The 22,148-nt window shown below is 64.8% G+C and carries 20 protein-coding genes and 1 pseudogene; 13 read left to right on the top strand and 8 right to left on the bottom strand.

All coding sequences use genetic code 11. The annotated features are described in order from the left end of the window. Positions 1 to 41 precede the first annotated feature (41 nt). Positions 42 to 1,703, top strand: coding sequence for a cell division protein FtsZ (gene ftsZ, locus FJ988_RS18805; protein WP_140819836.1), 1,662 nt, complete (start codon positions 42 to 44; stop codon positions 1,701 to 1,703). 325 nt (positions 1,704 to 2,028) lie between these two features. Beyond that, a complete protein-coding gene (gene lpxC / locus FJ988_RS18800; protein ID WP_140819835.1) occupies positions 2,029 to 3,021 on the top strand; it encodes a UDP-3-O-acyl-N-acetylglucosamine deacetylase in 993 nt (330 codons plus the stop codon). Positions 3,022 to 3,033: 12 nt separating this feature from the next. Here the strand turns inward: lpxC and FJ988_RS18795 are convergent, their stop codons facing one another. Continuing rightward, positions 3,034 to 3,558, bottom strand: a complete 525-nt coding sequence (locus tag FJ988_RS18795; RefSeq protein ID WP_140819834.1) for a GNAT family N-acetyltransferase — start codon at positions 3,556 to 3,558, stop codon at positions 3,034 to 3,036. 248 nt (positions 3,559 to 3,806) lie between these two features. Here FJ988_RS18795 and FJ988_RS18790 point away from each other — a divergent pair, with 248 nt between their 5' ends. The 6 genes from FJ988_RS18790 (at position 3,807) to FJ988_RS18765 (ending at position 10,720) form a co-directional block, all read left to right on the top strand. Continuing rightward, positions 3,807 to 4,676, top strand: coding sequence for an outer membrane protein assembly factor BamD (locus FJ988_RS18790; RefSeq protein ID WP_140819833.1), 870 nt, complete (start codon positions 3,807 to 3,809; stop codon positions 4,674 to 4,676). 214 nt (positions 4,677 to 4,890) lie between these two features. Next, positions 4,891 to 6,564, top strand: coding sequence for a DNA repair protein RecN (gene recN, locus FJ988_RS18785; RefSeq protein WP_140819832.1), 1,674 nt, complete (start codon positions 4,891 to 4,893; stop codon positions 6,562 to 6,564). A 138-nt stretch (positions 6,565 to 6,702) separates the two neighbouring features. Further along, positions 6,703 to 8,910, top strand: coding sequence for an NAD-dependent DNA ligase LigA (gene ligA / locus FJ988_RS18780; protein ID WP_140819831.1), 2,208 nt, complete (start codon positions 6,703 to 6,705; stop codon positions 8,908 to 8,910). Continuing rightward, positions 8,910 to 9,608, top strand: coding sequence for a DUF2461 domain-containing protein (locus FJ988_RS18775; RefSeq protein ID WP_140819830.1), 699 nt, complete (start codon positions 8,910 to 8,912; stop codon positions 9,606 to 9,608). Before ligA ends, FJ988_RS18775 begins: the two co-directional genes overlap by 1 nt. Positions 9,609 to 9,698: 90 nt before the next feature. Continuing rightward, positions 9,699 to 10,427, top strand: coding sequence for an AzlC family ABC transporter permease (locus FJ988_RS18770; protein ID WP_140819829.1), 729 nt, complete (start codon positions 9,699 to 9,701; stop codon positions 10,425 to 10,427). Continuing rightward, the gene (locus FJ988_RS18765; RefSeq protein ID WP_140819828.1) at positions 10,424 to 10,720 is read left to right on the top strand and encodes an AzlD family protein; all 297 of its coding nucleotides are present in this window, start codon (positions 10,424 to 10,426) and stop codon (positions 10,718 to 10,720) included. Before FJ988_RS18770 ends, FJ988_RS18765 begins: the two co-directional genes overlap by 4 nt. 95 nt (positions 10,721 to 10,815) lie before the next feature. Here the strand turns inward: FJ988_RS18765 and FJ988_RS18760 are convergent, their stop codons facing one another. From FJ988_RS18760 to FJ988_RS18750, 3 genes are all read right to left on the bottom strand, one after another. Continuing rightward, positions 10,816 to 12,660: an aminopeptidase P family protein gene (locus FJ988_RS18760; protein WP_140819827.1), complete on the bottom strand. Its 1,845-nt coding sequence runs from the start codon at positions 12,658 to 12,660 to the stop codon at positions 10,816 to 10,818. Between the two features lie 96 nt (positions 12,661 to 12,756). After that, complete coding sequence (locus tag FJ988_RS18755; RefSeq protein WP_140819826.1) at positions 12,757 to 13,629, bottom strand: 50S ribosomal protein L11 methyltransferase; 873 nt, start codon at positions 13,627 to 13,629, stop codon at positions 12,757 to 12,759. Continuing rightward, positions 13,629 to 14,213, bottom strand: a complete 585-nt coding sequence (locus tag FJ988_RS18750) for an SCO family protein (RefSeq protein WP_140819825.1) — start codon at positions 14,211 to 14,213, stop codon at positions 13,629 to 13,631. The genes FJ988_RS18755 and FJ988_RS18750 overlap by 1 nt, the downstream gene beginning before the upstream one ends. Positions 14,214 to 14,421: 208 nt before the next feature. Here FJ988_RS18750 and FJ988_RS18745 point away from each other — a divergent pair, with 208 nt between their 5' ends. From FJ988_RS18745 to FJ988_RS18730, 4 genes are all read left to right on the top strand, one after another. Further along, positions 14,422 to 14,928 carry a cytochrome b gene (locus tag FJ988_RS18745; protein ID WP_181183583.1) on the top strand — a complete coding sequence of 169 codons (507 nt, stop codon included), beginning with the start codon at positions 14,422 to 14,424 and terminating at the stop codon, positions 14,926 to 14,928. A 94-nt stretch (positions 14,929 to 15,022) separates the two neighbouring features. Further along, entirely contained in the window at positions 15,023 to 15,496 is a 474-nt protein-coding gene (locus FJ988_RS18740) for a CreA family protein (RefSeq protein ID WP_140819877.1), read from the top strand. Positions 15,497 to 15,560: 64 nt separating this feature from the next. Further along, entirely contained in the window at positions 15,561 to 16,202 is a 642-nt protein-coding gene (locus tag FJ988_RS18735) for a DapH/DapD/GlmU-related protein (protein ID WP_140819823.1), read from the top strand. Positions 16,203 to 16,531: 329 nt separating this feature from the next. Beyond that, positions 16,532 to 16,972 carry a low affinity iron permease family protein gene (locus tag FJ988_RS18730; RefSeq protein WP_181183582.1) on the top strand — a complete coding sequence of 147 codons (441 nt, stop codon included), beginning with the start codon at positions 16,532 to 16,534 and terminating at the stop codon, positions 16,970 to 16,972. Here FJ988_RS18730 and FJ988_RS18725 read toward each other — a convergent pair. Further along, a complete protein-coding gene (locus FJ988_RS18725) occupies positions 16,959 to 17,825 on the bottom strand; it encodes an SDR family NAD(P)-dependent oxidoreductase (RefSeq protein ID WP_140819822.1) in 867 nt (288 codons plus the stop codon). The genes FJ988_RS18730 and FJ988_RS18725 overlap by 14 nt on opposite strands. Before the next feature lie 194 nt (positions 17,826 to 18,019). Here FJ988_RS18725 and FJ988_RS18720 point away from each other — a divergent pair, with 194 nt between their 5' ends. Beyond that, the gene (locus FJ988_RS18720; protein ID WP_140819821.1) at positions 18,020 to 18,301 is read left to right on the top strand and encodes a hypothetical protein; all 282 of its coding nucleotides are present in this window, start codon (positions 18,020 to 18,022) and stop codon (positions 18,299 to 18,301) included. A 106-nt stretch (positions 18,302 to 18,407) separates the two neighbouring features. Here the strand turns inward: FJ988_RS18720 and FJ988_RS18715 are convergent, their stop codons facing one another. The 3 genes and pseudogenes from FJ988_RS18715 to FJ988_RS18705 form a co-directional block, all read right to left on the bottom strand. Then, positions 18,408 to 18,983, bottom strand: coding sequence for a TMEM175 family protein (locus FJ988_RS18715; RefSeq protein ID WP_140819820.1), 576 nt, complete (start codon positions 18,981 to 18,983; stop codon positions 18,408 to 18,410). 69 nt (positions 18,984 to 19,052) lie between these two features. Next, positions 19,053 to 20,525 (bottom strand): MATE family efflux transporter, encoded by a 1,473-nt coding sequence (locus FJ988_RS18710; protein WP_140819819.1) that lies wholly within the window; start codon positions 20,523 to 20,525, stop codon positions 19,053 to 19,055. A gap of 107 nt (positions 20,526 to 20,632) precedes the next feature. Continuing rightward, positions 20,633 to 22,101, bottom strand: a pseudogene (locus FJ988_RS18705) (esterase-like activity of phytase family protein). Between the last annotated feature and the right edge of the window lie 47 nt (positions 22,102 to 22,148).

Here is a 22,148-nt window from a genome sequence, read left to right as displayed (position 1 = left end):
CCGCAGCGGCGAAGCGGCGGGAAAGGCAAAGGACGGAGACAATGACCATCAATCTGCAGAAGCCGGACATCACCGAGCTTAAGCCGCGCATCACCGTGTTCGGTGTCGGCGGCGGCGGCGGCAATGCCGTCAACAACATGATCACCGCCGGTCTGCGCGGGGTCGAATTCGTCGTTGCCAACACCGATGCGCAGGCGCTGACGATGTCGAAGGCCGAGCGGCTGATCCAGCTCGGCGCGCATGTCACCGAAGGCCTCGGCGCCGGCTCGCAGCCGGAAGTCGGCCGCGCGGCGGCGGAAGAGTGCATCGACGAGATCATCGATCACCTCTCCAACACCCATATGTGCTTCGTCACCGCCGGCATGGGCGGCGGCACCGGCACGGGTGCTGCTCCGGTCGTCGCCCGCGCGGCGCGCGAAAAGGGTATCCTCACCGTCGGCGTCGTCACCAAGCCGTTCCACTTCGAAGGCCAGCGCCGCATGAAGACGGCCGACATGGGCATCGAGGAACTGCAGAAATGTGTCGACACCCTCATCGTCATCCCCAACCAGAACCTGTTCCGGCTGGCCAATGACAAGACCACCTTCGCGGACGCCTTCGCCATGGCCGATCAGGTGCTCTATTCGGGCGTCGCCTGCATCACCGACCTGATGGTCAAGGAAGGCCTGATCAACCTCGACTTCGCCGACGTGCGTTCGGTGATGCGCGAGATGGGCAAGGCGATGATGGGCACCGGTGAAGCCTCGGGCGAGGGCCGCGCGATGGCGGCGGCGGAAGCCGCGATCGCCAACCCGCTGCTCGACGAGACCTCGATGAAGGGCGCCAAGGGCCTGCTGATCTCAATCACCGGCGGCCGCGACCTCACCCTGTTCGAGGTCGACGAAGCCGCGACCCGCATCCGCGAGGAGGTCGACCAGGACGCCAACATCATCCTGGGCGCCACCTTCGACGAGGAACTGGAAGGCGTGATCCGCGTCTCGGTCGTCGCCACCGGCATCGACAAGTCGGCGGCCGAAATCGCGGCGGCGCCGATCTCGATCCGCGCACCGCAGAAGCCGGCTGCCGGCCGTCCGGCGGCGGCTCCGGTCGCTGAGATCCGCCCCGCTCCGGTTCAGCCGCAGGCCTACGAGCCGCGCGCGGCCGATCCGGTCGCCGAGGCGATCCAGCTTGCCGAAGCCAATGCAGCCGCCATGGCGCAGGCGCGCGCCGTGCCGGTCGACGACTTCCAGCCGCAGAGCAAGATCTTCCAGGCGCCGCCGGCCCAGCCGCGGCCGCAGCCGGTCGCGCCGCAGCAGGTCATGCAGCCCGCGCCGCAGCGCGAGATGCCGCAGCCTGTGCAGGCCGCCCCGCAGCGCATGCCGCGCGTGGAAGACTTTCCGCCGGTTGTCAGAGCCGAAGTCGAAGCCAAGACTCGTCCCGCCGACCATGAGAACAGCGGCCCGATGGGCCTGATCAAGCGGTTGACCAACGGCCTGACCCGCCGCGAGGAAGAACCGGCCCGGTTGCAGCCGGCGCAGCCACGCGAGCCGAAACTGCGCCAGGCAGCGCCAGAAATGCGCCGCCTCGCCAGCCAGGATCCGGCGCTCTATGCGCCGCGCCGCGGCCAGCTCGATGATCAGGGCCGGCTGATGCCGCAGGCCCGCACGGTCCAGGAAGACGACCAGTTGGAAATCCCGGCCTTCCTGCGCCGCCAGGCCAACTGAGCGATACAGCGGATAGCTGATCGTTAACGTTATATAACGGTTGTTAACAGGCAGACGGGAAATCGTCTGCCTGTTCCTTTTATAAAACTTATTAAAAACAAAATGTTAGCTTGGTTTCCTTACGCCTTTCCGTGGTTACACGGGGAAAGAAACCGTGATTTGGAGTCTCCCGGGCGGGTCATTATCTTCCGTCCGACCAAAGTCGGCCTGCCGGGATTCGGGGAGTAGCCCTGCCTGCCGATCATACAGAGCCGCATGCTCTTGCTCGTCTTGCCGCCTTTGTGCGAGCGCCGGATGAAACTGGCCCGTGAGACACGCAAGGCTGATGAAGCGGACGCAGGCAGTTAGGGCTACGGGGTTTGTCTTGCACGACCATCAGACAACAGTGAAAACGCGCGCGACGCTGACCGGCATCGGCGTCCACAGCGGCAATCCGGTTACCGTGCATTTCCTTCCGGCCGACGCCGATACGGGTATCGTTTTCCACCTCTTGAAGGATGGCCATCTTTCGAATGAAGAGGGGGGGCATGAGTTCCGCGCTTTGGTCTCGGAGGTCGGCGCCACCGATCTTTGCACCATGCTGGGCGACCCCGCCGGCGCGCATATCGGAACCATCGAACATTTGATGGCGACCGTGTTCGGGCTCGGCATCGACAATCTGATCATCGAGATCGACGGCTCAGAGGTTCCGATCCTCGACGGCAGCGCCATGGCCTTCATCGATGCCTTCGACCTGGCCGGCATCGAGACGCTGGCCGTGAAGCGCCGCTATATCCGCGTGCTCAAGCCTGTGCGCGTCGAGGCCGGCGCGTCCTGGGCCGAGTTCCGGCCCTATGACGGCACGCGCTTCGAGGTCGAGATCGATTTCGAAAGCCCGGCGATCGGCCGGCAGCAATTCGCTTCCGACATCAACCCCGACATTTTCCGCCGCGATATCGCGCGCGCCCGCACCTTTGGTTTCATGAAGGATGTCGAGCGGCTGTGGGCTGCGGGCTATGCGCTTGGGTCGTCGCTGGAGAATTCGCTGGTCATCGGCCACGACAATCGCGTCATCAATGTCGGTGGACTGCGCTATCCCAATGAATTCGCGCGGCACAAGACGCTCGACGCGATGGGCGATCTTGCGCTGGCAGGCGCGCGTTTTATCGGCTGCTTCCGCTCCTATCGCGGCGGCCATCGGATGAACGCTTCGGCCTTGCGGCGACTGTTGTCTGACCACACGGCCTTCGAAATCGTCGAGACGCGTCGCCGCGAGCGTGGCCGCGTCGCGGAGATGATCGCCGTCAGTCGGCCTGTCTACGCGCCCTGGGTGATCTAGGACTGATTCGTCCTAGGCTTTGCGCCTGATCTCGTACTCCACATCGCCATGCTCGGCGCCCGGTAGCCTGTCGAGCCCCTCGACATGAAATGTGCGGACATGGGTGAACCCGGTCTTTTCCAGGACACGGCGCGAAGCTTCGTTGATAGCCATGGTGTTGGCAATGATGCGGGCAAAACCAAAGCAGGAGAAACCAGCTTCAACCAGCGCTCTCGCGCCTTCGCTGGCATAGCCGAGGCCCCACACCGCGCGCCGCAAGCGGTAGCCCAGTTCCGCCGAACCGTCGCCGCGATCATATAGCGCGAACCAGCCGACAAAGGCGCCGGAGACCTTCTCCCGCGCGCTCCAGACATCCTGTTCGGTGCCGCGCGGCATCAGGAAATCGACGGACGGATCGGTCCCGTCGAGCGGCGTCGGCCTGCCGCCGTTGAGAAAGCGCATCACCTGCGGGTCCTGCTCCAGCGCGAAAAGGTCGTCGCGGTCGGCCGGGCTGACAGGCCTGAGGCGCAGGCGCGGCGTTTCCAGGTCCTGCTGCACGTAACGGTTCCTTTGCGATCGATGGGCAATATCGCGTTTCGTGGCAACACGCAGCCCTCGGATTTGATATGGGGCAGGGCTGTGTGGTATTATTGCATCACAGGGGCGTCAAATTGCATCGTGGTTACGGCGCCCCGGGGCTGCCACAAAAATGTGCGATTGCCCGGACATAGCGTTGCCGGGTCAGGGGATAATGGTCTATGGCTGCGGCCCGGACCGAAACGACGCCGAAGGGGCGGAATTCAAGCATGTTTTTTTCGCGAGTTAGTCAATCGGTAGCGCCGCGTCGCCCCGTTATTCTTGCGCTCTCGGTGATTGCTCCTGCGCTCGTGCTGTCGGCCTGCATGTCGGAGAAGAAGGACGTCAACCTGGCGACCTATGTCGACCAGACCGAACCGGCCGACGTTCTCTACAATCAGGGCCTGGCCAACATGAATGCCGGCCGCCTCGACGAGGCGAGCAAGAAGTTCGACGCCGTCGACCGCCAGCATCCCTATTCGGAAATGGCCCGCAAATCGATGGTGATGGGCGCCTTCGCCGACTATCGCGGCGGTAATTATGACGACGCGATCAGCACCGCCAAGCGCTATCTGACGCTCTATCCGTCGACCGACGACGCGGCCTACGCGCAGTACATCATCGGGCTCAGCTACTACCGCCAGATCAAGGACGTCACCCAGGATCAGAAGGAAGCGCGCCAGACCATCCAGACCATGCAGGATCTGGTGACGCGCTGGCCGAACTCCGAGTATGTTCCCGACGCCAAGGACAAGATCCGCTTCGCCACCGACCAGCTCGCCGGCAAGGAAATGCAGGTCGGCCGCTACTATCTCGAGCGCCGCGAATACATCGCCGCGGTCAAGCGTTTCCGCACCGTGGTCGAGAGCTACTCCAACACCCGCCATGTCGAGGAGGCTCTCGCGCGCCTGACCGAGGCCTACTACGCTCTCGGCCTGACCTCGGAAGCGCAGACGGCCGCGGCCGTGCTCGGCAACAACTATCCGGACAGCCAGTGGTACAAGGATTCCTACAAGCTCCTGCAGAGCAACGGGCTTGAGCCGCGCGAGAATGCCGGGTCGTGGATCTCCAAGGCCGGCAAGCTGATCACCGGCGCCTGAGGCCGGAGACCTGCCGAGGCGCATAACGCGCTTTTCGGATTGATCCGGCGCAAAAACAAAAAGATAGTGCGGCGCTGCGACTCCGACGGTCGCAAGCCGCTTCAAGGTGCGCCGCGCGTGAACGGGCCGATGCGACGCGCTCCAGTTTTTGTCTTTGCGCAGGTCTTCCCAAACCCGGTCCACTTTGGGCGACGTGCAATAGGTCCGGGTTCTGATGCTGTCCAGACTGTCGATCCGCGATATCGTCCTGATCGAGAAGCTGGACATCGACTTCCTGCCCGGGCTTTCGGTGCTGACCGGCGAAACCGGCGCCGGCAAATCCATCCTGCTCGATGCTTTGTCGCTGGCGCTCGGGGCGCGCGGCGATGCCTCGCTCGTCCGCCATGGCGCGGCGCAAGGCCAGGTGATCGCTGTGTTCGATGTGCCGCGCAACCATCCGGCCCGCGCGCTGCTTGCCGGCAACGACATCGAGGACGACGGCGACATCATCCTGCGCCGCGTGCAGACGGCGGACGGACGCACGCGCGTCTTCGTCAACGACCAGCCGTCCAGTGTCACCTTGATGCGCGATGTCGGCCGCGCGCTGGTCGAGATCCACGGCCAGCATGACGAGCGCGCGCTGGTCGACCCCGGCGCGCATCGCGAGTTGCTGGACAGCTTTGGCGGCCATCTCGGCGCCGTGCGGGGTGCCGGCGAAGCCTGGCGCTACTGGCGCGGCTGCGAGCAGGAGCTTTCCAGGCACCGCGCCAAGGTCGAAGCGGCGGCGCGCGAGGCCGACTACCTGCGCGCCGCCGTCGCCGAGCTCGCCAAGCTCGATCCGCAGCCCGGCGAGGAGAGCGAGCTTGCCGAATTGCGCGCCCAGATGATGCGCGTCGAAAAGATCGCCGGCGAAATCCATGACGCGCAGGACACGCTGTCGGGCCCGTCCTCGCCGCTGCCGCAGCTCGCCAGCCTGCTGCGCCGGCTTCAGCGCAAGTCGGGCGAGGCGCCCGGCCTGCTCGACGATGTGGTGAAGTCGCTCGACGAGGCGATGATTTCGCTGGATGCCGCGCAGTCCGGCGTCGAGGCAGCGCTGCGCGCTACCGAATATGATCCGCAGCGCCTGGAGAAAGCCGAGGAGCGGCTGTTTGCGCTGCGCGCCGCCTCGCGCAAGCACAATGTCGCGGTCGACGATCTGGCGCAGCTGCGCGACACGATGGTGGCCGATCTTGCCGACCTCGATGCCGGCGAGGGGCGGCTGCACGGGCTGGAGAAGCAGGCTGCGGCCGCGCGCGAGGCCTATGACATTTCGGCGGCGCAGCTTTCCTCGCTGCGTCACGCGGCTGCGAGCGGCCTGACAAAGGCGGTGATGGCCGAACTGCCGGCGCTCAAGCTCGAGCGGGCCGAGTTCATCGTCGAGATGGCGACCGATGCCGAAAGCCGCATGGAAGACGGCATCGACCAGGTCGAGTTCTGGGTGCGCACCAATCCGGGAACCAGGCCGGGGCCGATGATGAAAGTCGCGTCCGGCGGCGAGCTTTCGCGCTTCCTCTTGGCGTTGAAGGTGGCGCTCGCCGATCGCGGCTCGGCGCCGACGCTGGTCTTCGACGAGATCGACACAGGCGTCGGCGGCGCCGTGGCGGACGCCATCGGCCAGCGGCTGGCGCGGCTATCGAAGCGGGTTCAGGTGCTTTCGGTCACGCATGCGCCGCAGGTGGCGGCGCGCGCGGCGACGCATTTCCTGATCTCCAAATCAGGGGGCAAGGATCGTGTCGCCACGGGCATTGCCGAGATGGACCGCGCCGCGCGCCAGGAAGAGATCGCGCGCATGCTGGCCGGCGCCACCATCACCGACGAAGCCCGCGCGGCGGCGGACCGGCTGCTGCGTGAGAACACCGCGGCAGCGTAGATTTCGTCCCATAGCGTTCGGAAGCAGAGTCAGGAGATGGCTGTATCCTCCTGTCGGTCAATGATTTTTCCACAGGGCATCTCCCGGCCGGCGAATCCTGATTTATAGTGGCCCGCCATCATTCGAGGACCGCGTCGCATGTCGGAAAAACCAGTCGAATCGCTCAGTGAAAGCGAAGCCGCGGACGAGCTGAAGCGCTTGGCGGCGGAGATTGCCGAGCACGATCGTCGCTATCACACGGAAGACGCGCCGACGATCACCGACGCCGAATATGATGCGCTGCGCCGGCGCAATCTTGCCATCGAGGAGCAGTTTCCAGGCCTGGTGCGTGAGGATTCGCCGTCGCTCAGGGTCGGTGCCGCGCCTGCGGAAGGTTTTGCCAAGGTGCGCCACGCCGTGCCGATGCTCAGCCTCGCCAAGGCCTATACCGACGAGAACGTCACCGATTTCATCGAGCGCGGCCGGCGCTTCTTCGATCGCGACAAGGACCTCGACATCGCCTTCACCGCGGAACCGAAGATCGATGGGCTGTCGGCCTCGCTGCGTTACGAGAACGGCGTGTTCGTGCAGGGCGCGACGCGCGGCGATGGCGCGGTCGGCGAGGACATCACCGCCAATCTCAGGACCATCGCCGATATTCCCGCGAAGCTTAAGGGCTCGGGCTGGCCGCAGACCATCGAGATCCGCGGCGAGGTTTATATGACCTATGCCGAGTTCGAGGCGCTGAAGGAGCGCTCGGCCGCGGTCGGCGGCCAGGATTACGTCAACCCGCGCAACACGGCGGCCGGATCGCTGCGCCAGAAGGATCCGTCCGTCACCGCCAGCCGCAACCTCAAATTCTTCGCCTATGCCTGGGGTTACACGACGGCGGAGCCAGCTCCGACGCAGTACGAAGCGGTGCAGAAATTCGGCGAATGGGGGTTCAAGATCAGCCCGCTGATGGTGCGGGCGAAGTCGGTCGAGGACCTCATCGCGCAGTACCACCATATCGAGGAGCTGCGCTCGTCGCTCGGCTACGATATCGACGGCGTCGTCTACAAGGTCGACCAGCTCGAGCTGCAGCGCCGCTGGGGTTTCGTCACCGGCGAGCCGCGCTGGGCGGTGGCACATAAATTCCCGGCCGAGCAGGCGATGACGACGGTCGAGAAGATCGACATCCAGGTCGGGCGCACCGGCACGCTGGCGCCGGTGGCGCGGCTGGCGCCGGTCACGGTCGGCGGCGTGGTGGTCGAAAACGTCACGCTGCACAATGAGGACTACATCAAGGGCTTCGATAGCAACGGCCAGCCGATCCGCGACGGCATCGACGTGCGCATCGGCGACACGGTTGTCATCCAGCGGGCGGGCGACGTCATCCCGCAGATCGTCAGCGTCGTCATCGACAAGCGGCCGGCCGGCGCCGTGCCTTACGAATTCCCGCATACCTGCCCGGTCTGCGGTTCGCCGGCGACGCGCGAGATCAACGAGAAGACGGGCAAGGAGGATTCGCGGCGCCGCTGCACCGGCGAACTGATCTGCGCCGCGCAGGCCGTCGAGCGGCTGCGCCATTTCGTGTCGCGCGGCGCGCTGGATATCGAGGGCCTGGGCGCTGAAAACATCGATCTTTTCTTCAATTCCGGGCTGGTGAAAACCGCCGCCGACATTTTTACGCTGAAAGACCGCCGGCCGGCCGTGACCAAGGCCTTGGCCGAGCGGCGCGAGGAGCAGGCGAAACTGCGCGAGGCGGCTTCGGGCAAGACGCGCAAGAATGTGCGCAGCGTCGAGGAGCGCAACTATGAAGGCCTCGACAAATTGTTCGCGGCCATCGATGCGCGTCGCGAGCCGGAGCTCGACCGCTTTATCTTCGCGCTCGGCATCCGCCATATCGGCGAGACGACGGCCGCCGTGCTCGCCCGCCAGTTCTCGACCATCGAGGAACTGATCCGGGTCGGCAAGGAGACGGCAAAGGCCGAAGATCCGCACAGCGTCTTCCCGTCGATCAACGGCATCGGCGACACGGTGATCAACGCATTGCGCGATTTCTTCGGCAACGAGCGTAACGACGATGTGCTCGATGCGCTGCTCGCGCAGGTTCGTCCGAAGCCCTATGTCGTTGAAATCTCGGCCGATAGCGAAGTCTCCGGCAAGACGGTGGTGTTCACCGGCACGCTGGAGAAGATGACGCGTTCCGAAGCCAAGGCGATGGCTGAGCGGCTCGGCGCCAAGGTCGCGGGCTCGGTTTCGGCCAAGACCGATCTGGTGGTGGCGGGTCCGGGCGCCGGCTCGAAGCTCAAGGATGCCACCGCGCTCGGCATCGAGGTCATCGACGAGGACACCTGGCTGCGGCGCGTCGGCAGGGGCGGCTGATGGCCGGCGCGTTCAAGGGGTTCGGGCAGAAGGCCATTCCCTTCTTCAAGGCGCTCGACTTCCACCAGAGCCGCGAATGGTTCCAGGAGAATCGCGACCTGTTCGACAGCGAGCTGCACGAACCGTTCGGCGACCTGGTCGAGACGCTTACCGAACGTTTCGGGAAGGCAAAGCTCGGCCTGCGCGGCGACCGCAAGAAGTCGATGTTCCGCATCAATCGCGATGTGCGCTTCGCCAAGGACAAGCGGCCCTACAACCGCCATCTGTCGGCGATCCTGTCGCCGGACGGCACCAAGATGTCGCAAGGCGTTTTCTACGTGCATATCGGGCTGGAGCGCTGCTTTGCCGGCGTGGCCTGGTGGCAGCCGGCGCCGGAACTCTTGCAGGCGATGCGCAAGGCGATCGTGACCAGGCCGGCTGCGTTTCGCGGCATGGTTTCATCGCTCAAGAAGGTGGGTCTCGAGCTCGATCCGGAGGAGCGCCTGAAGCGCGCGCCGCGCGGCTTCGAAGATGTCAGCGACGACGATCTTGCCCAGGCGGTGCGCAACCGGCATTTCGTGGTGCGCCACGATATCGATCCGGCGTCGATCCATTCGCCGAAGCTGGTCGACGATCTGGTCGATTTCACGCTTGCCGCCAAGCCGCTGCTCGACTGGGGTAGGGCGATCCAGGGCACGGCCGTCAATCTCCCGGATTGAAACCATCAGTTCCGCTGATCGTCAGGCTCAAGCGAATTCGTGTGACATTGAGGGCGACGCTCCCTAAATCAGCCGCTCAAGGAGCAGCAGATGGCGGCGGAAGCAATTTCTGAGGGCAGGTCGGGCAGCGATTTCTGGGCCGGCGCGCGCCTGTCGATGCCGGTCGTTGTCGCCTCGGCGCCGTTCGCGATCCTGTTCGGGGCTTTGGCCGTCGACAACGGGTTTTCCGTCCTCGAAGCGTTCCTGATGAGCGCGCTGATCTTCGGCGGGGCCAGCCAGATGGTCGGCATCGAACTGTTCGGCCAGCATGTCGCGCCCTGGCTGATCGTATTATCGATCTTCGCGGTGAATTTCCGCCATGTGCTCTATTCGGCCGGCCTTGGCCGGCGCATCGCGCACTGGCCGGTGCTGCAGCAGGCGCTCGGCTATTTCATCATGACCGATCCGCAATATGCGGTCGCCGAGGCGCGGGCACAGTCGGGCCAGACGGTCGGTTTTGCCTGGTATCTCGGCCTTGGCCTGCCGGTCTACGTGTTCTGGGTGATCGAAAGCGCGCTCGGCGCGGTGTTCGGCAAGCTGATCCCCGACACGCATGCGCTGGGCATCGATTTCCTGTTGCCGATCTATTTCCTCGGCCTGGTGCTCGGCTTCCGCAAGCGGCCGCTCTGGGCGCCCGTCGTCGCCGCCAGCGCCATCGCCTCGATCATCGCCTATCGAACGGTCGGCTCGCCCTGGCATGTGTCCATCGGCGCGCTCGCCGGCGTGCTTCTGGCGGTGATCCTGCCGCCGCATCACAGCGGGGTTGGCAAGCGGCCATGAGCACGACCCTCTGGATCATCCTGGCAGGCGCTGTCGCCACCTACCTGACGCGTGTCGGCGGCCACCTGATCATCTCGCGCTTCGAGACAGTCCATCCGCGCGTCGAGGCTGGCCTCAATGCCGTGCCGGCCGCGGTGCTGACGACGCTGGTGGCGCCGGAGCTGCTGCATGCCGGACCGGCGGAATGGGCGGCGCTCGCCGTCACTGCGCTGGTGTCGCTGCGCGGCGGCTTGATGGCGATGTTTCTGGCGGGTGCGGCGGTGTTGATACTGGCGCGTCAGTTCGTCGGGTAAGAGCTTGCCGGCGCGATCGTTTCGGAACGTTGGCACTGCCCCTCATTGCCCTGCCGGGCATTTCTCCCCGTAGAACGGGGAGAAAGAGGCTAACCTCAAATCTTGGCGTCGTGCGGCAACGGCGCTGTGGCTTTCTCAAGCCAGGAAAGCGTCTCGCCGTCGACCATCGGGCCGATCTCGGCCAGCACCCACGCGTGGTACTGGTCAAGCCATTGCAACTCGTCCCGGTTCAAGAGGTCGGAGCGGATCAGCCGCTTGTCGATCGGCGCCAGGGTCAGCGTCTCGAAAGCATGCATGGCGATGTCGCCGCCTTCGATCTGTTCGGCTGATGTGACCAAGATCAGGTTCTCGATGCGGATGCCGTAGGCGCCTTCCTTGTAGTAGCCCGGCTCGTTGGACAGCATCATGCCTGCAAGCAGCTTTTCGGTGCCGGTGCGGGCGATGCGCTGCGGCCCTTCATGCACGGCAAGATAGGAGCCGACGCCGTGGCCGGTGCCATGGGCGAAGTCGCAGCCATGCTTCCACAGCGCCATGCGCGCGACGGCGTCGATCTCCGAGCCGCGCGTGCCGGCGGGGAAACGCAGCATCGAGATGCCGATCATGCCTTTCAGCACCAAAGTGAAACGCTCGCGCATCTCTTGCGTCGGCTGGCCGATCGGCACGGTGCGGGTGATGTCGGTGGTGCCGTCCTGATACTGGCCGCCGGAATCGAGCAGGAACAGCTCGCCGTTCTGGAGCTTGCGGCTGGTGGCGCGCGACACGCGGTAGTGCATGATCGCTCCGTTCGGACCGGCGCCGGAAATCGTGTCGAAGGACACGTCGCGCAGCGGCATCTGCGTTTCCTCGCCGGTCTGCCGGCGCACTTCCTCCAGCCTGGTGACGACCGCGATCTCGTCGAGCGTGCCGGGCTGCTGCCGGTCAAGCCAGCAGAGCAGCTTGGCGACCGCGGCGCCGTCGCGACGATGCGCGGCGCGGCTGCCGGCGATCTCGGCCTGATTTTTCGTCGCGCGCGGTATGCGCGCCGGATCGGCGGCCAGCACGACCGAGCCGCCATTGTCCTCGACCAGCATTCGAAGCTTTTCCGCCGCCAGCACCGGATCGAGCGCGATCTTGGCGCCTGCCTTGGCCAGCTCCGCGATTGCGGCTTCGAACTCGTTCGGATCGTGCAGGTCGGCGAGCTGGGTCAGATAGGCCGCGACCTGGCGCGGAAGTTTGCGCTGGTCCATGAACAACTGATGCTTGCCGTCGGCGGCGAGGATGGCGAAGCCGAGCGCCAGCGGCGTGTGCGGCACGTCGCCGCCGCGGATGTTGAACACCCAGGCGATGGAGGAGGGGTCGGTGAGCACCGCATGGGTGGCGCCCTCCTTTTCGATCGCGCCGGCCAGCCGCGCCAGCTTGTCCTTGGCGAGCTCGCCGGCAAAGGCGATCGGGTGAAGCTCCACCGGCGCCCGCGGCGGTTCGGGCTGGTCCTCCCAGATGACGTCGATCGGGTTCTTGGCCAGCGGCACCAAGGTCGCGCCGGATTGCTCGGCCGAGGCTCTCAGCGCCTTGACCTCGCCGATCGTGTGCAGCCACGGATCGAAGCCGAGCCGCGCGCCCTTGCCGAGATTGTCCTTGATCCAGCTTGCGGGCGGATTGTCGACGAGGCTCTCGACGGCGAAGATCGACAGATCGACCTCGCCGCGCACCTGCAGCGTGTAGCGGCCGTCGACGAAGATGAAGGCGCGCTCGCGCAGCACGATGGCGACACCGGCCGAGCCGGAAAAGCCGGTCAGCCATTTCAGCCGCGCCGAGCGGTCGGCGACATATTCGCCCTGATGCTCGTCGGCGCGGGGCACCATGAAACCATCGAGTTTGTTCTCGGCCAGCCATTGCCGCAGCAGCGCCACGCGCGGCTTGCCGACGGCCGGATCGCCAGCGGAATCAAAGGTCTGGAACATGTCTGGCTCCCTCTTGCATGCGAGCCGCGACCGTAGCGCATGCTCCCCGAAACCGGAACGAATTTCGGCAGGGCCAGTGAGGGCCCCGACCCGGCCTCAACGCTTGAGGTGGATCGTCACCCAGCCCTCGCGATGCAGCGTGCGGACGTGGCGGAAGCTCTGGCCGACATAGGCCGAGACCACCGCGTCGCGCTGCCGGTCAAGGATGCCGGACAGCACCAGCGAGCCGCCGAGCCTGATGTGCCTGGCCATCTCAGGCGCCAGGCGCATCAGCGGTCGCGCCAGGATGTTGGCGACGATGAGGTCGAAGGGCGCGCGCCTGGCGAAAATGGGATTGTGGAAGCCCGGCGCCGTCACGGTCTCGACCTGCGCCTTGACGTGGTTGAGGCGGGCGTTCGCCGCGGCGACGCGGACGGCGACCGGATCGATGTCGGTCGCCAGCACCGGGATATGCGCGAGTTTTGCCAGCGCGATCGCCAGCACGGCGCTGCCGGTGCCGAGGTCGAGCGCGTTGCGCGGCTTTTCGCGCAGCACCACCTGCTCCAGCATTTCGAGGCAGCCGGCGGTGGTGCCGTGATGGCCGGTGCCGAAGGCAAGGCCGGCCTCGATCTCGATGGCGAGATCGCCGGCATGGCGCTTGGCGCGGTCATGCGAGCCGTGGACCAGGAAGCGGCCGGCGCGCACCGGCTTCAGGCCTTCCAGCGAGCGCGACACCCAGTCCACGTCGGGCAGGATCTCGCGCTCGACCGGCTTGGCAAGGCCTAAGTCGGCAAGGACATCCTTGACCCGCGCCTCGATAGGATCGATGTCGCCGTCGGCGTAGAGCGACACTTCGTGGATGTCTTTATCCTCGTCGACTTCGAGCACGGCTATAGGCAGGCCGTCATCCTCGAAAGCCTGATCGAGCGCAGCGAATATCCGATCCGCGTCGGCCTTGCCGGCAGTGAGGTGAATTCGGGTCTGTCCCATCAGGTTTGGTCGCCCGCTGCGAGGCGCTTCAACTTGGCGATGGCGGTGTCGGCGCTTTCGCCATAGGCGATGGTCCCTGCGAAATCGCCATTGGCTTTAAGCAGCAGCACCGAGGCGGTATGGTCCATCGTGTAGTCGCCGTCACCGGTGTCGACCTTCTTCCAGTAGATGCCGAAGGCCTTGGCCATGGCGTGCACCTTGTCCGGATCGCCGGTGATGCCGGTGATGCGGTCGGAGAAATTGCTGACATAGGTGTTCATCGTTTCGGGCGTGTCGCGCTCCGGGTCGACGGTGACGAAATAGGCGTTGAGGTTCTTGCCGCTGTCACCCATCGTCTTCAGCCAGCCGGCGAGTTCGAACAGGGTGGTCGGGCAGACTTCCGGGCAGTGGGTGAAGCCGAAGAAGACGACGCTGGGGCGGCCCCGGAACGCGGCTTCGGTGATCGGCTGGCCCTTCTGGTCGGTAAGCGTGAATGGGGCGCCGAAGGGCTCGCCGCCATAATGGCCGCGATACCAGTCGAAGGTGAGCCAGCCGATGCCCGCCACCATCAGGACGAGAATGCCGACCAGGATTGAACGCATCATCAGAAAGTGTCCGTCATGATTTTTGCCGGGACCGCGCCGGGCCGAGACAGTTCCATTTTGGCAACCAGTCTTAGCGGTTCGACACTGCAGGCGCAAAGATGTCGCGTTGCCGCAATCGGCTGGCGCTCACCGGGGCCTTACCGATCCTTAATTTGACCGGCTTTGCCTCCCACCTATCTTCGACAAGACTTTCGTGATGGAGAGCCCGATGGCCGGCACGCCAGTATCGTCCTATTCCAAGACGCAGATCTGGCTGCATTGGAGCATCGCGGCGCTCATCCTTGTCCAGTTTCTCGCCCATGACGGCATGGAGCATGTGTGGCGCGCGCTGCGCCGCGGGCAGGAAGCCGCCGCCGGCGACTTGCCGCTGGCCTATATGCATGTCGTGCTCGGGCTGGCGGTGCTGGTCCTTGCCGTTTGGCGGCTATGGCTGCGGGCGACACGCGGTGTTCCGCCGGTTTCACGCATGGAGCATCCGGCGCTGCGGCTGCTCGCCAAGGCAACGCATCTGGTCATCTACGCGCTGATCTTCATCGTGCCGCTTTCCGGCGCCGCGGCATGGTTCCTGCAGGTGCCCGGCGCGGGTCTGGTGCATGTCCTCGGCAAGAACATCCTGCTCTATGTGGTGCTGCTCCACATCGCCGGCGCGCTCGTCCAGCACTTTGTTCTCAAGTCGAACGTGTTGCGGCAGATGCTGGCCTTCCGCCAGGCATAGGCTCTTCGCGGTCATTGGGCGGCTTGTAAACGCCACGATCCTGTCCCACCTGACACCGGCAACGCGAACCGAGGAGGCATCCTTGCGAAAACTGATGGGCTTATTGGCCGTATGTCTGTTGTCCGGAGCAGGTGCGGCCGCCGCCGACGAGGTTGGCAAAGTCGGCGTCGACTGGGTCGGCAACGACATCATGATCGACGCCATCAAGGACCCGAAGGTCGAGGGCGTCACCTGCCATGTCGCCTATTTCGACCGCAGCGTCATCGACCGGCTGCACAAGGGTAACTGGTTCGAGGATCCGTCCGATTCCTCGATCTCCTGCCGCCAGACCGGGCCGATCAGCATCGGCGACATCGACATGAGCGAGGGCGGCGAGGAAGTGTTCAAGCAGGGCCTCAGCCTGATCTGGAAGAAACAGGTGGTGAACCGCATCTACGACAAGAAGAACGAGACGCTGATCTATCTCTCGCATTCGCGCCAGGTGCAGAACGGCTCGGCCAAGATGTCGGTAACCACCGTGCCGCTCTACGGCCAGAACGTGGTGTGGACGAAGGGCAAGCCGCAATAGAGGCGATTGCTCGGCCAATGGGGCAGGCTTGCAGGGCAGCCTGAGCCGGCGTAAAGCCGCAGCTATGGACCGCCCTGAAAACCTTGTCCTGAAAGATCCCGAACCGCGCATCCATCCGACTGCGGAATTGAAGGCGTGCAAGCTCGGCCGCTACGCTTCGATCGGCGAGCGGGTGATCCTGCGTGAGGTGAGCGTCGGCGACTTCTCCTATTTCGAACGCCATTGCGAGGCGATCTACACGACGATCGGCAAATTCTGCTCGATCGCCGCCAACAGCCGCATCAATGCGCTGGAACATCCGATCGAACGGCTGACCCAGCACAAGGTCAGCTATCGGCCGAATGAATATTTCCGGTGGCTGGGCGTCGATGCGGCTTTTCGCCAGCGGCGTCAGGCCAAGTCCGTCAGCATCGGCCATGATGTCTGGATCGGCCACGGCGCGGTGATCATGCCGGGCATCGCCATTGGCAACGGCGCCATCGTCGGCGCCAATGCTGTGGTCACGCATGACGTGCCGGCCTACACGATCGCCGCAGGCGTTCCGGCAAAGCCGCTGCGTCAGCGATTTGAACCCGACATCGCTGCACGTATCGAAAACCTCGCCTGGTGGGACTGGGCGCCTGAGAAATTGGCCCGGGCCATTCCCGACATGCAGACCATGCCGATCGAAGCCTTTCTCGATTGCTGGGAAGACAATACTCACTGACACATGGAGAACGCCGTCAAAAAGGATGACGGCGCTATCTGGATGCGACGCTTCGCTGTCGGGAATTAATGCCCCTTCCGCCATGCGGGGGTGGCGCAGCGGAAGGGGCTGGAGGTAAACCGCCGTAAAGCGGAAGGAACAGGCTCTCTTACCTGCACCGGCACTATCGCAACAAACGGATAAGGCGGCTTTTCAAGCGCCTGCGTCTTCCACGTGTATCCGATTGCGGCTGCATGCTCCGCGCGAAACTCGATCTTTTGGAACCCGACGCGGCGGCAGTTTGTTTTTAAGCAAATCCCGCGCCTTGCGCGGTTTCCCGAGGGATTTGCATGATCGAGAAACTCTTCACCAGGGTTGCCAATTGGGTCGCGCATCTGGCCGGATTGCCGTCCACCTTCGCCGTTTGCGTGCTGATCGTGGTTGTATGGGCGGTCAGCGGGCCGTTCTTCGGCTTCTCGGACACCTGGCAACTGGTCATCAACACCGGCACCACCATCATCACCTTCCTGATGGTGTTCCTGATCCAGAACACGCAGAACCGCGACGGCGCCGCGATCCAGGCCAAACTCGATGAGTTGATCCGGGTCGGCCGCGCCCATAACCACTTCATCGGCATCGAGCATTTGACGGAATCCGAGGTCGAGGAAATCCGCGACAAATGCGAAGCGGCGGCCAAGCGGCACGACCGCAAGCTTGCGGAACTCGCCAAAAAGGCGGGCTCCTTGAAGTCCGGCAAGCCGAAGAAAAAGGCGGCCGTCAGCGGCCCATGAAGGCTGCGAAAGCGTCCTTGTGGTCCGGATGCCAACGCGACAGCGCCGGACGGTTCTCGATGATGTCGCCGATCGCCCAGGCCATGCGCTTTTCATCCATCGGCCGCGCCACCTCGTTGTCGGGACACAGGATATAGAAATCACCGTCGATGAGAGATGCCAGCATGAAGTCGATCACCTGTTCGCCAGTCCAGGCGCCGGCGGGCTTTTCGGTCGCGCCTTCGGTCAGGCCGGTGAAGGTGAAGCCGGGTATCAAGAGGTGAGCGGACAGTTTCGCTCCCGGCTCGTTGCGCAGCGCGTGCGCGAGGCCTTCGGTGAAGGTTTTCACGCCGGCCTTGGAGACGTTGTAGGCGAGATTGCCAGGCGGCGTTGTGATGCCCTGCTTGGAGCCGGTGTTGATGATGAAGCCCGGCTTGCCCGCCGCCAGCATGCGCGGCGCGAAGGCCTCGACGCCATGCACGACGCCCCAGAAATTGATGTCGAGCAGCCGCTTCCAGGCGTCGCGGTTCTCCCACGGTTTGCCGGGATTGTTGCCGATGCCGGCATTGTTCATCAGCACCGAGGCCGGCCCGAAGGCGCCGTTGGCAAGCTCGGCCAGCCTGTCGACCTCGTCGGCCCTGGAGACATCCGTCGGGATCGGCAGCACGGCATCGTCGCCGGCGATCGCCGCGACGGCCTGCCTCGCCTGGTCGAGGCGCACCCCGCCGATATCGGCAAGCACCGTCTTCATGCCCATGGCTGCGAACCGCTTCGCCGCGGCGAGGCCGATGCCACTGGCGCCGCCGGTGACGACGGCGACATTGCCTGGGGCGAAGGCGGGAAGGGCGGTCTGGATATCGGCGTCGCTGGCCATCTTTTTGTCCTCGTTCGGGTTCGGGCCGAACTTAACGCCCGTCGCCGCCGAGGCAAGAGCGCAACGCGGCAAACGGTTGACCGCAAGAGCGGCAACTGGTTGACCGCAAGAGCGCAACGGGTCGACCGCGATGCGCCGGGTTGACCGCGGCAACGCCCGCCGCGCATGTTTGTCGCCGAGAAGGAGTCTCGCGATTGACCGACTGGATCGGAATTCTGAAGGAGCAGACCGTCAACGGCGACCAGATGGGCCGCGAGGTGCCGAAGATGCTCGCCAATCCCGACATCAGCGAAGCGCAGGTGAAGACGCTGTTCTCGGCGCTGGAGAAGCAGGCCGATTTCGCCGAGAAGCTGCGCATGGCGCTGGAGAAATTCGGCCATGACTTCCGCATCATCAAGGCGGCCGAGCGGCTGGAGGAGCGCTATGCCGACCTCGCCGCCTCGGCAGCCGAGAAGCTCAAAGCGATGCGGCAGTAAGCGCTAGAGCGGTTCGCCGTTTCATGGGAAACGGCGAACCGCTCTATCTCTCTGTTTTTACGCAATTCCGGACGGAAAACCGCTTCACACTTTTCCTGGAATAGCCCTATTTCTCAACCAGCCGTTCGAAGCGCCTGTCGGGCACGAACCAGATGAGGGCCACGAACACATAGATTGCCACGCTGACCCATTGGTTGAGGAAGCTGAGCAGCACAGCGGCGATATAGAGCGCCAGCGAAATCTTGCCCTTCTTGTCGTGACCGACCGCCTTGGCGAAGGTGGTGTCGGCGCCATGCAGATGGCGCAGCTTGATCACCAGAATGGTGTAGGCGACGGCGCAGAGCGCGAGATCGACGCCATAGACGGCCACAGGCGCCGGCGCGAAGTGGTTCTCGCCCATGAAGGCCGTGGTCACCGGCATCAGCGACAGCCAGAACAACAGGTTCAAATTGGCCCACAGGACGCGGCCGTCGACACGCTGCACTGTGTGGAACATGTTGTGCAGGTTGTTCCAGTAGATGCCGACATTGATGAAGGACAGGACATAGCAGAAGAAGATCGGCCACAGCGGCAAGAGCGCCGAGAAATCCTCGCCATGCGGCACCTTCAGCTCCAGCACCATGATGGTGATGATGATGGCGACGACGCCATCGGTGAAAGCCTCGACCCGTCCCTTGCCCATCGATTCCTCCCCCGTTGAACTAGCGAACGTTACGGGAGGATTTCGTGCGGCGCCATACTGACCATCTGATCAGCCGTTCGGGGTCTCCGGCGAGAGCCGCGCGCGCTGGCGCGGCATGCCGAGGCCGGTATCCGGCGGCTCGCCGGCGGCCGGCCTGTCCTCGATGCGGTGCATGGTGCGCCATTGGCCGAAGCGATAATAGGCGATGGCCAGCGCCAGCGAGGTGATCGAGCCGGCCGGAAAGCTCCACCACAGAGCCTCCTGGCCGATCCAGCTCCTGAAGTAATAGGCAAAGCCGGTGCGTACGATCAGCACCGAGATGACCAGGATGATCAGCGGCGGCATGACGGCGCCGGTGGCGCGCACAGTGGCGAACAGCACGATGGTGACGCCGAACAGGATGAATGACCAGGACGCTGCCTTGTTGATGTGGGCGGCGATGTCGATGGCGGTGCCGTCGCCGCTCAAGAAAAGGCTGAGTACGGGGCGGTCGAAGACGAAAAGCAGCGCTACCAACGCGCCGGTCAGCACCAGGTTGAAGCCGACGCCTGAGGCCGCGACCTTGCCGATGCGGTCCCAGCGGCCGGCGCCGACATTCTGCGCCGCCATCGAAGACACTGCCGCACCGATGGCGAGCGCCGGCATTTGGATATAGGTCCAGAGTTGGGCTGCGATGCCGTAAGCGGCGGCGACCTGCGAGCCATAGGAGTTGACGATGCCCATGACGGTGAGCGCCGCGGCCGAGATGACGATCATCTGCAGGCCCATCGGAATACCTTTGGAAACGATGATGCGCAGCAGGGCCGGATCGGGTCTCAGCAGTGCGAGGTCGGCGCCCGCCAGCCGCAGCGGGTGTTTGCGCGCATAAAGCACGATCAGGATGGCGATCACGCTGACCGTCTGGCCGAACAAAGTCGAGGTCGCCGAGCCGGCGATGCCGAGCGCGGGGAAGGGGCCGATGCCGCGGATCAGCAGCGGATTGAGCACGACGTCGAGAACCACCGCCACCGCCATGAAGAGGAAGGGCGTTCGCGAGTCGCCGGCGCCGCGCAGCACGGTCATGACGAAGGACAGAAGGTTCATCATCGGCACGGCGACGAAGATGATGCGCAGATAGGAGCGCGCCAGCGGCAGCGCGTCGGCAGGCGTGCCGAGCCCGGTCAGGATGGCGTCGACCCAGATCCAGCCGCAGACGGCGAACACGACCGATATGAGGAAGAAGAAGGTGGCGCTTGTGCCGACGATGCGCTTGGCTTCGGGCAGGTCGCGCGCGCCGACCGATTGTGCGACCAGGATGGTTGCCGCCATGCCGATGCCGAAGACCGTGCCGAGGATCAGGAACAGCACCAGATTGGCGTTGGAGGTCGCCGTCAGTGCCGCCTCGCCGAGGAAGCGGCCGACCCAGACGGCATTGATCGAGCCGTTGAGCGACTGCAGCACATTGGAGCCCAGCACCGGCAGAGCAAACAGCAGCAGCGTGCGCGGGATCGGCCCGCTGGTCAGGTCGCCGACGCGTGGGCGGGCGGGCTTGTCGTCATCCATGGCGGGTACCGAAACTGAATCAGGCCCGCGATGCTATCGCAGGCCTGATGCACATGCACCCCTGTCCGGGTGGGCAGATGCCGCGCGGTATCCGCCCCAACCGTCGATTACTGGCCGGCGACGGTGTTGCCCGACAGGCCTGGCAGGGTGACTTGATACACCAGGAAGCGCGTATCGACATCGGCGCCATCCTCGGCCTTGTAGGGCGCGCCGACCTGGAAGCCGTCCTGGGTGAGGAAGTCGTTGTCGTTGGCGACGAACAGGAAATAGTCGTCGGGCAGTTTCGGATCGAGGACGCTTGCCATCGACATTGCCTCCCACTTTTCGGAGAGGTTGTTCTTGTCGTTCGGCGCGCCGTTGTGCAGGCCGAAGCGGGCAAGCTCGGCCTTGTCGTTGATGTCGATGAACGCGGTCCGCTTGGCCGGGGTCACCGACGGATCGAGCACGCCCTTGGGCGCAACCGGCTTGTCGGCGGCGTCAACGGGCCGTTGGCGATGTCGGTGGCGCCGGCAAGGTCGACGATCTCGATCTTGCGGTAGAGCGACTCGGCGTCCTTCAGGCCCTGGCCGTTGCCGGAGTCGCGCGCCAGCATCAGGAAGCTGGTGTCGGAGAGCGCCAGGATCTCGCTCTGCGCGGCCACCTTGGTCTTGCCCTTGGCGTCCTTGAACACCGGCAGCGGCACGACATATTCATGCGCGAGCTTGAGATGGCCGAGGTCGGAGGCGTCGTAGACCAGCGCGCGAGTGTTCTGGCGCGTCGCGCCGGAATCGCCGCCGTCCTGGCGGGCCGCCGACTGCAGCACGGCGATCAGGAACTTGCCGTCCGGCGTCAGCGACATGCCTTCGAGGCCCTGGTTGTTCTGGCGGCCGGTCTCCGGATCTTTGGGATCGGGCTCGGCGGCGCCGGGGCCGGGATTGTCGGAGGCGAAGTTCGGCTTGCCGTGGCGCATCGGCACCAGGGCGGCCGGCGGCTGCGTTGCAGACATCAGCCGGCCTTCGGCCGAGAAACGGTAGATGTTGGGGCCATATTCGTCGGAAATGAACATGGTGCCGTCGGGCAGGCGCACGATCGCCTCGTCGTCCAGTGCCAGCTTGCCATTGTCGGCCTGCGGCAGGATCGGCATGTCGCCGGCGGCTTCACGCACGCCGTTCAGCGGATCGAGGCCGGTGGTGTCGACGCCCTTGTCGTCGGTCAACAGCGTGGTGTCGGCAAGTGTCGCCTTGACGCCGGACTGCTCGCTGCCACGGGCGGCGCCCGGCGCCGCAGGCGTCAGTTCGATGGCGATGGTGTTGACGCGGGCGCGGTAGTCGGTGGTGCCGACGACGTTGTAGCCGCGGTCCGGCAGCAGCCAGAGCGAGCCCTTGTAGCTCGCGCCGTCGCGCGTCCAGCCCTTGGTGTCGATCGCCATGCCGGAACCCGAGCCGAAGGTCTCGCCGAACTTGTCCTTCTGGCTCGCCGGAATATGGCCGACGCCGACCAGGCCCTTGTTGACATAGGCGACGCCATCGGCGAGCGCCGGGGCGGTGAACAGGGCAAGCACCGCGCCCAGCGCGACGGTTCGGTTGAGATGTTTCATGGACTATCCCCTTCCTGACAAACCAGCCGGCGCGAGCGTCGCATCGA

This window comes from Mesorhizobium sp. CU3 (assembly GCF_006442965.1).
Taxonomy (GTDB): Bacteria; Pseudomonadota; Alphaproteobacteria; order Rhizobiales; family Rhizobiaceae; genus Mesorhizobium.
The sequence above is the reverse complement of the archived record's forward strand: the minus strand, read 5'-3'. Positions and strand labels throughout refer to the sequence as shown.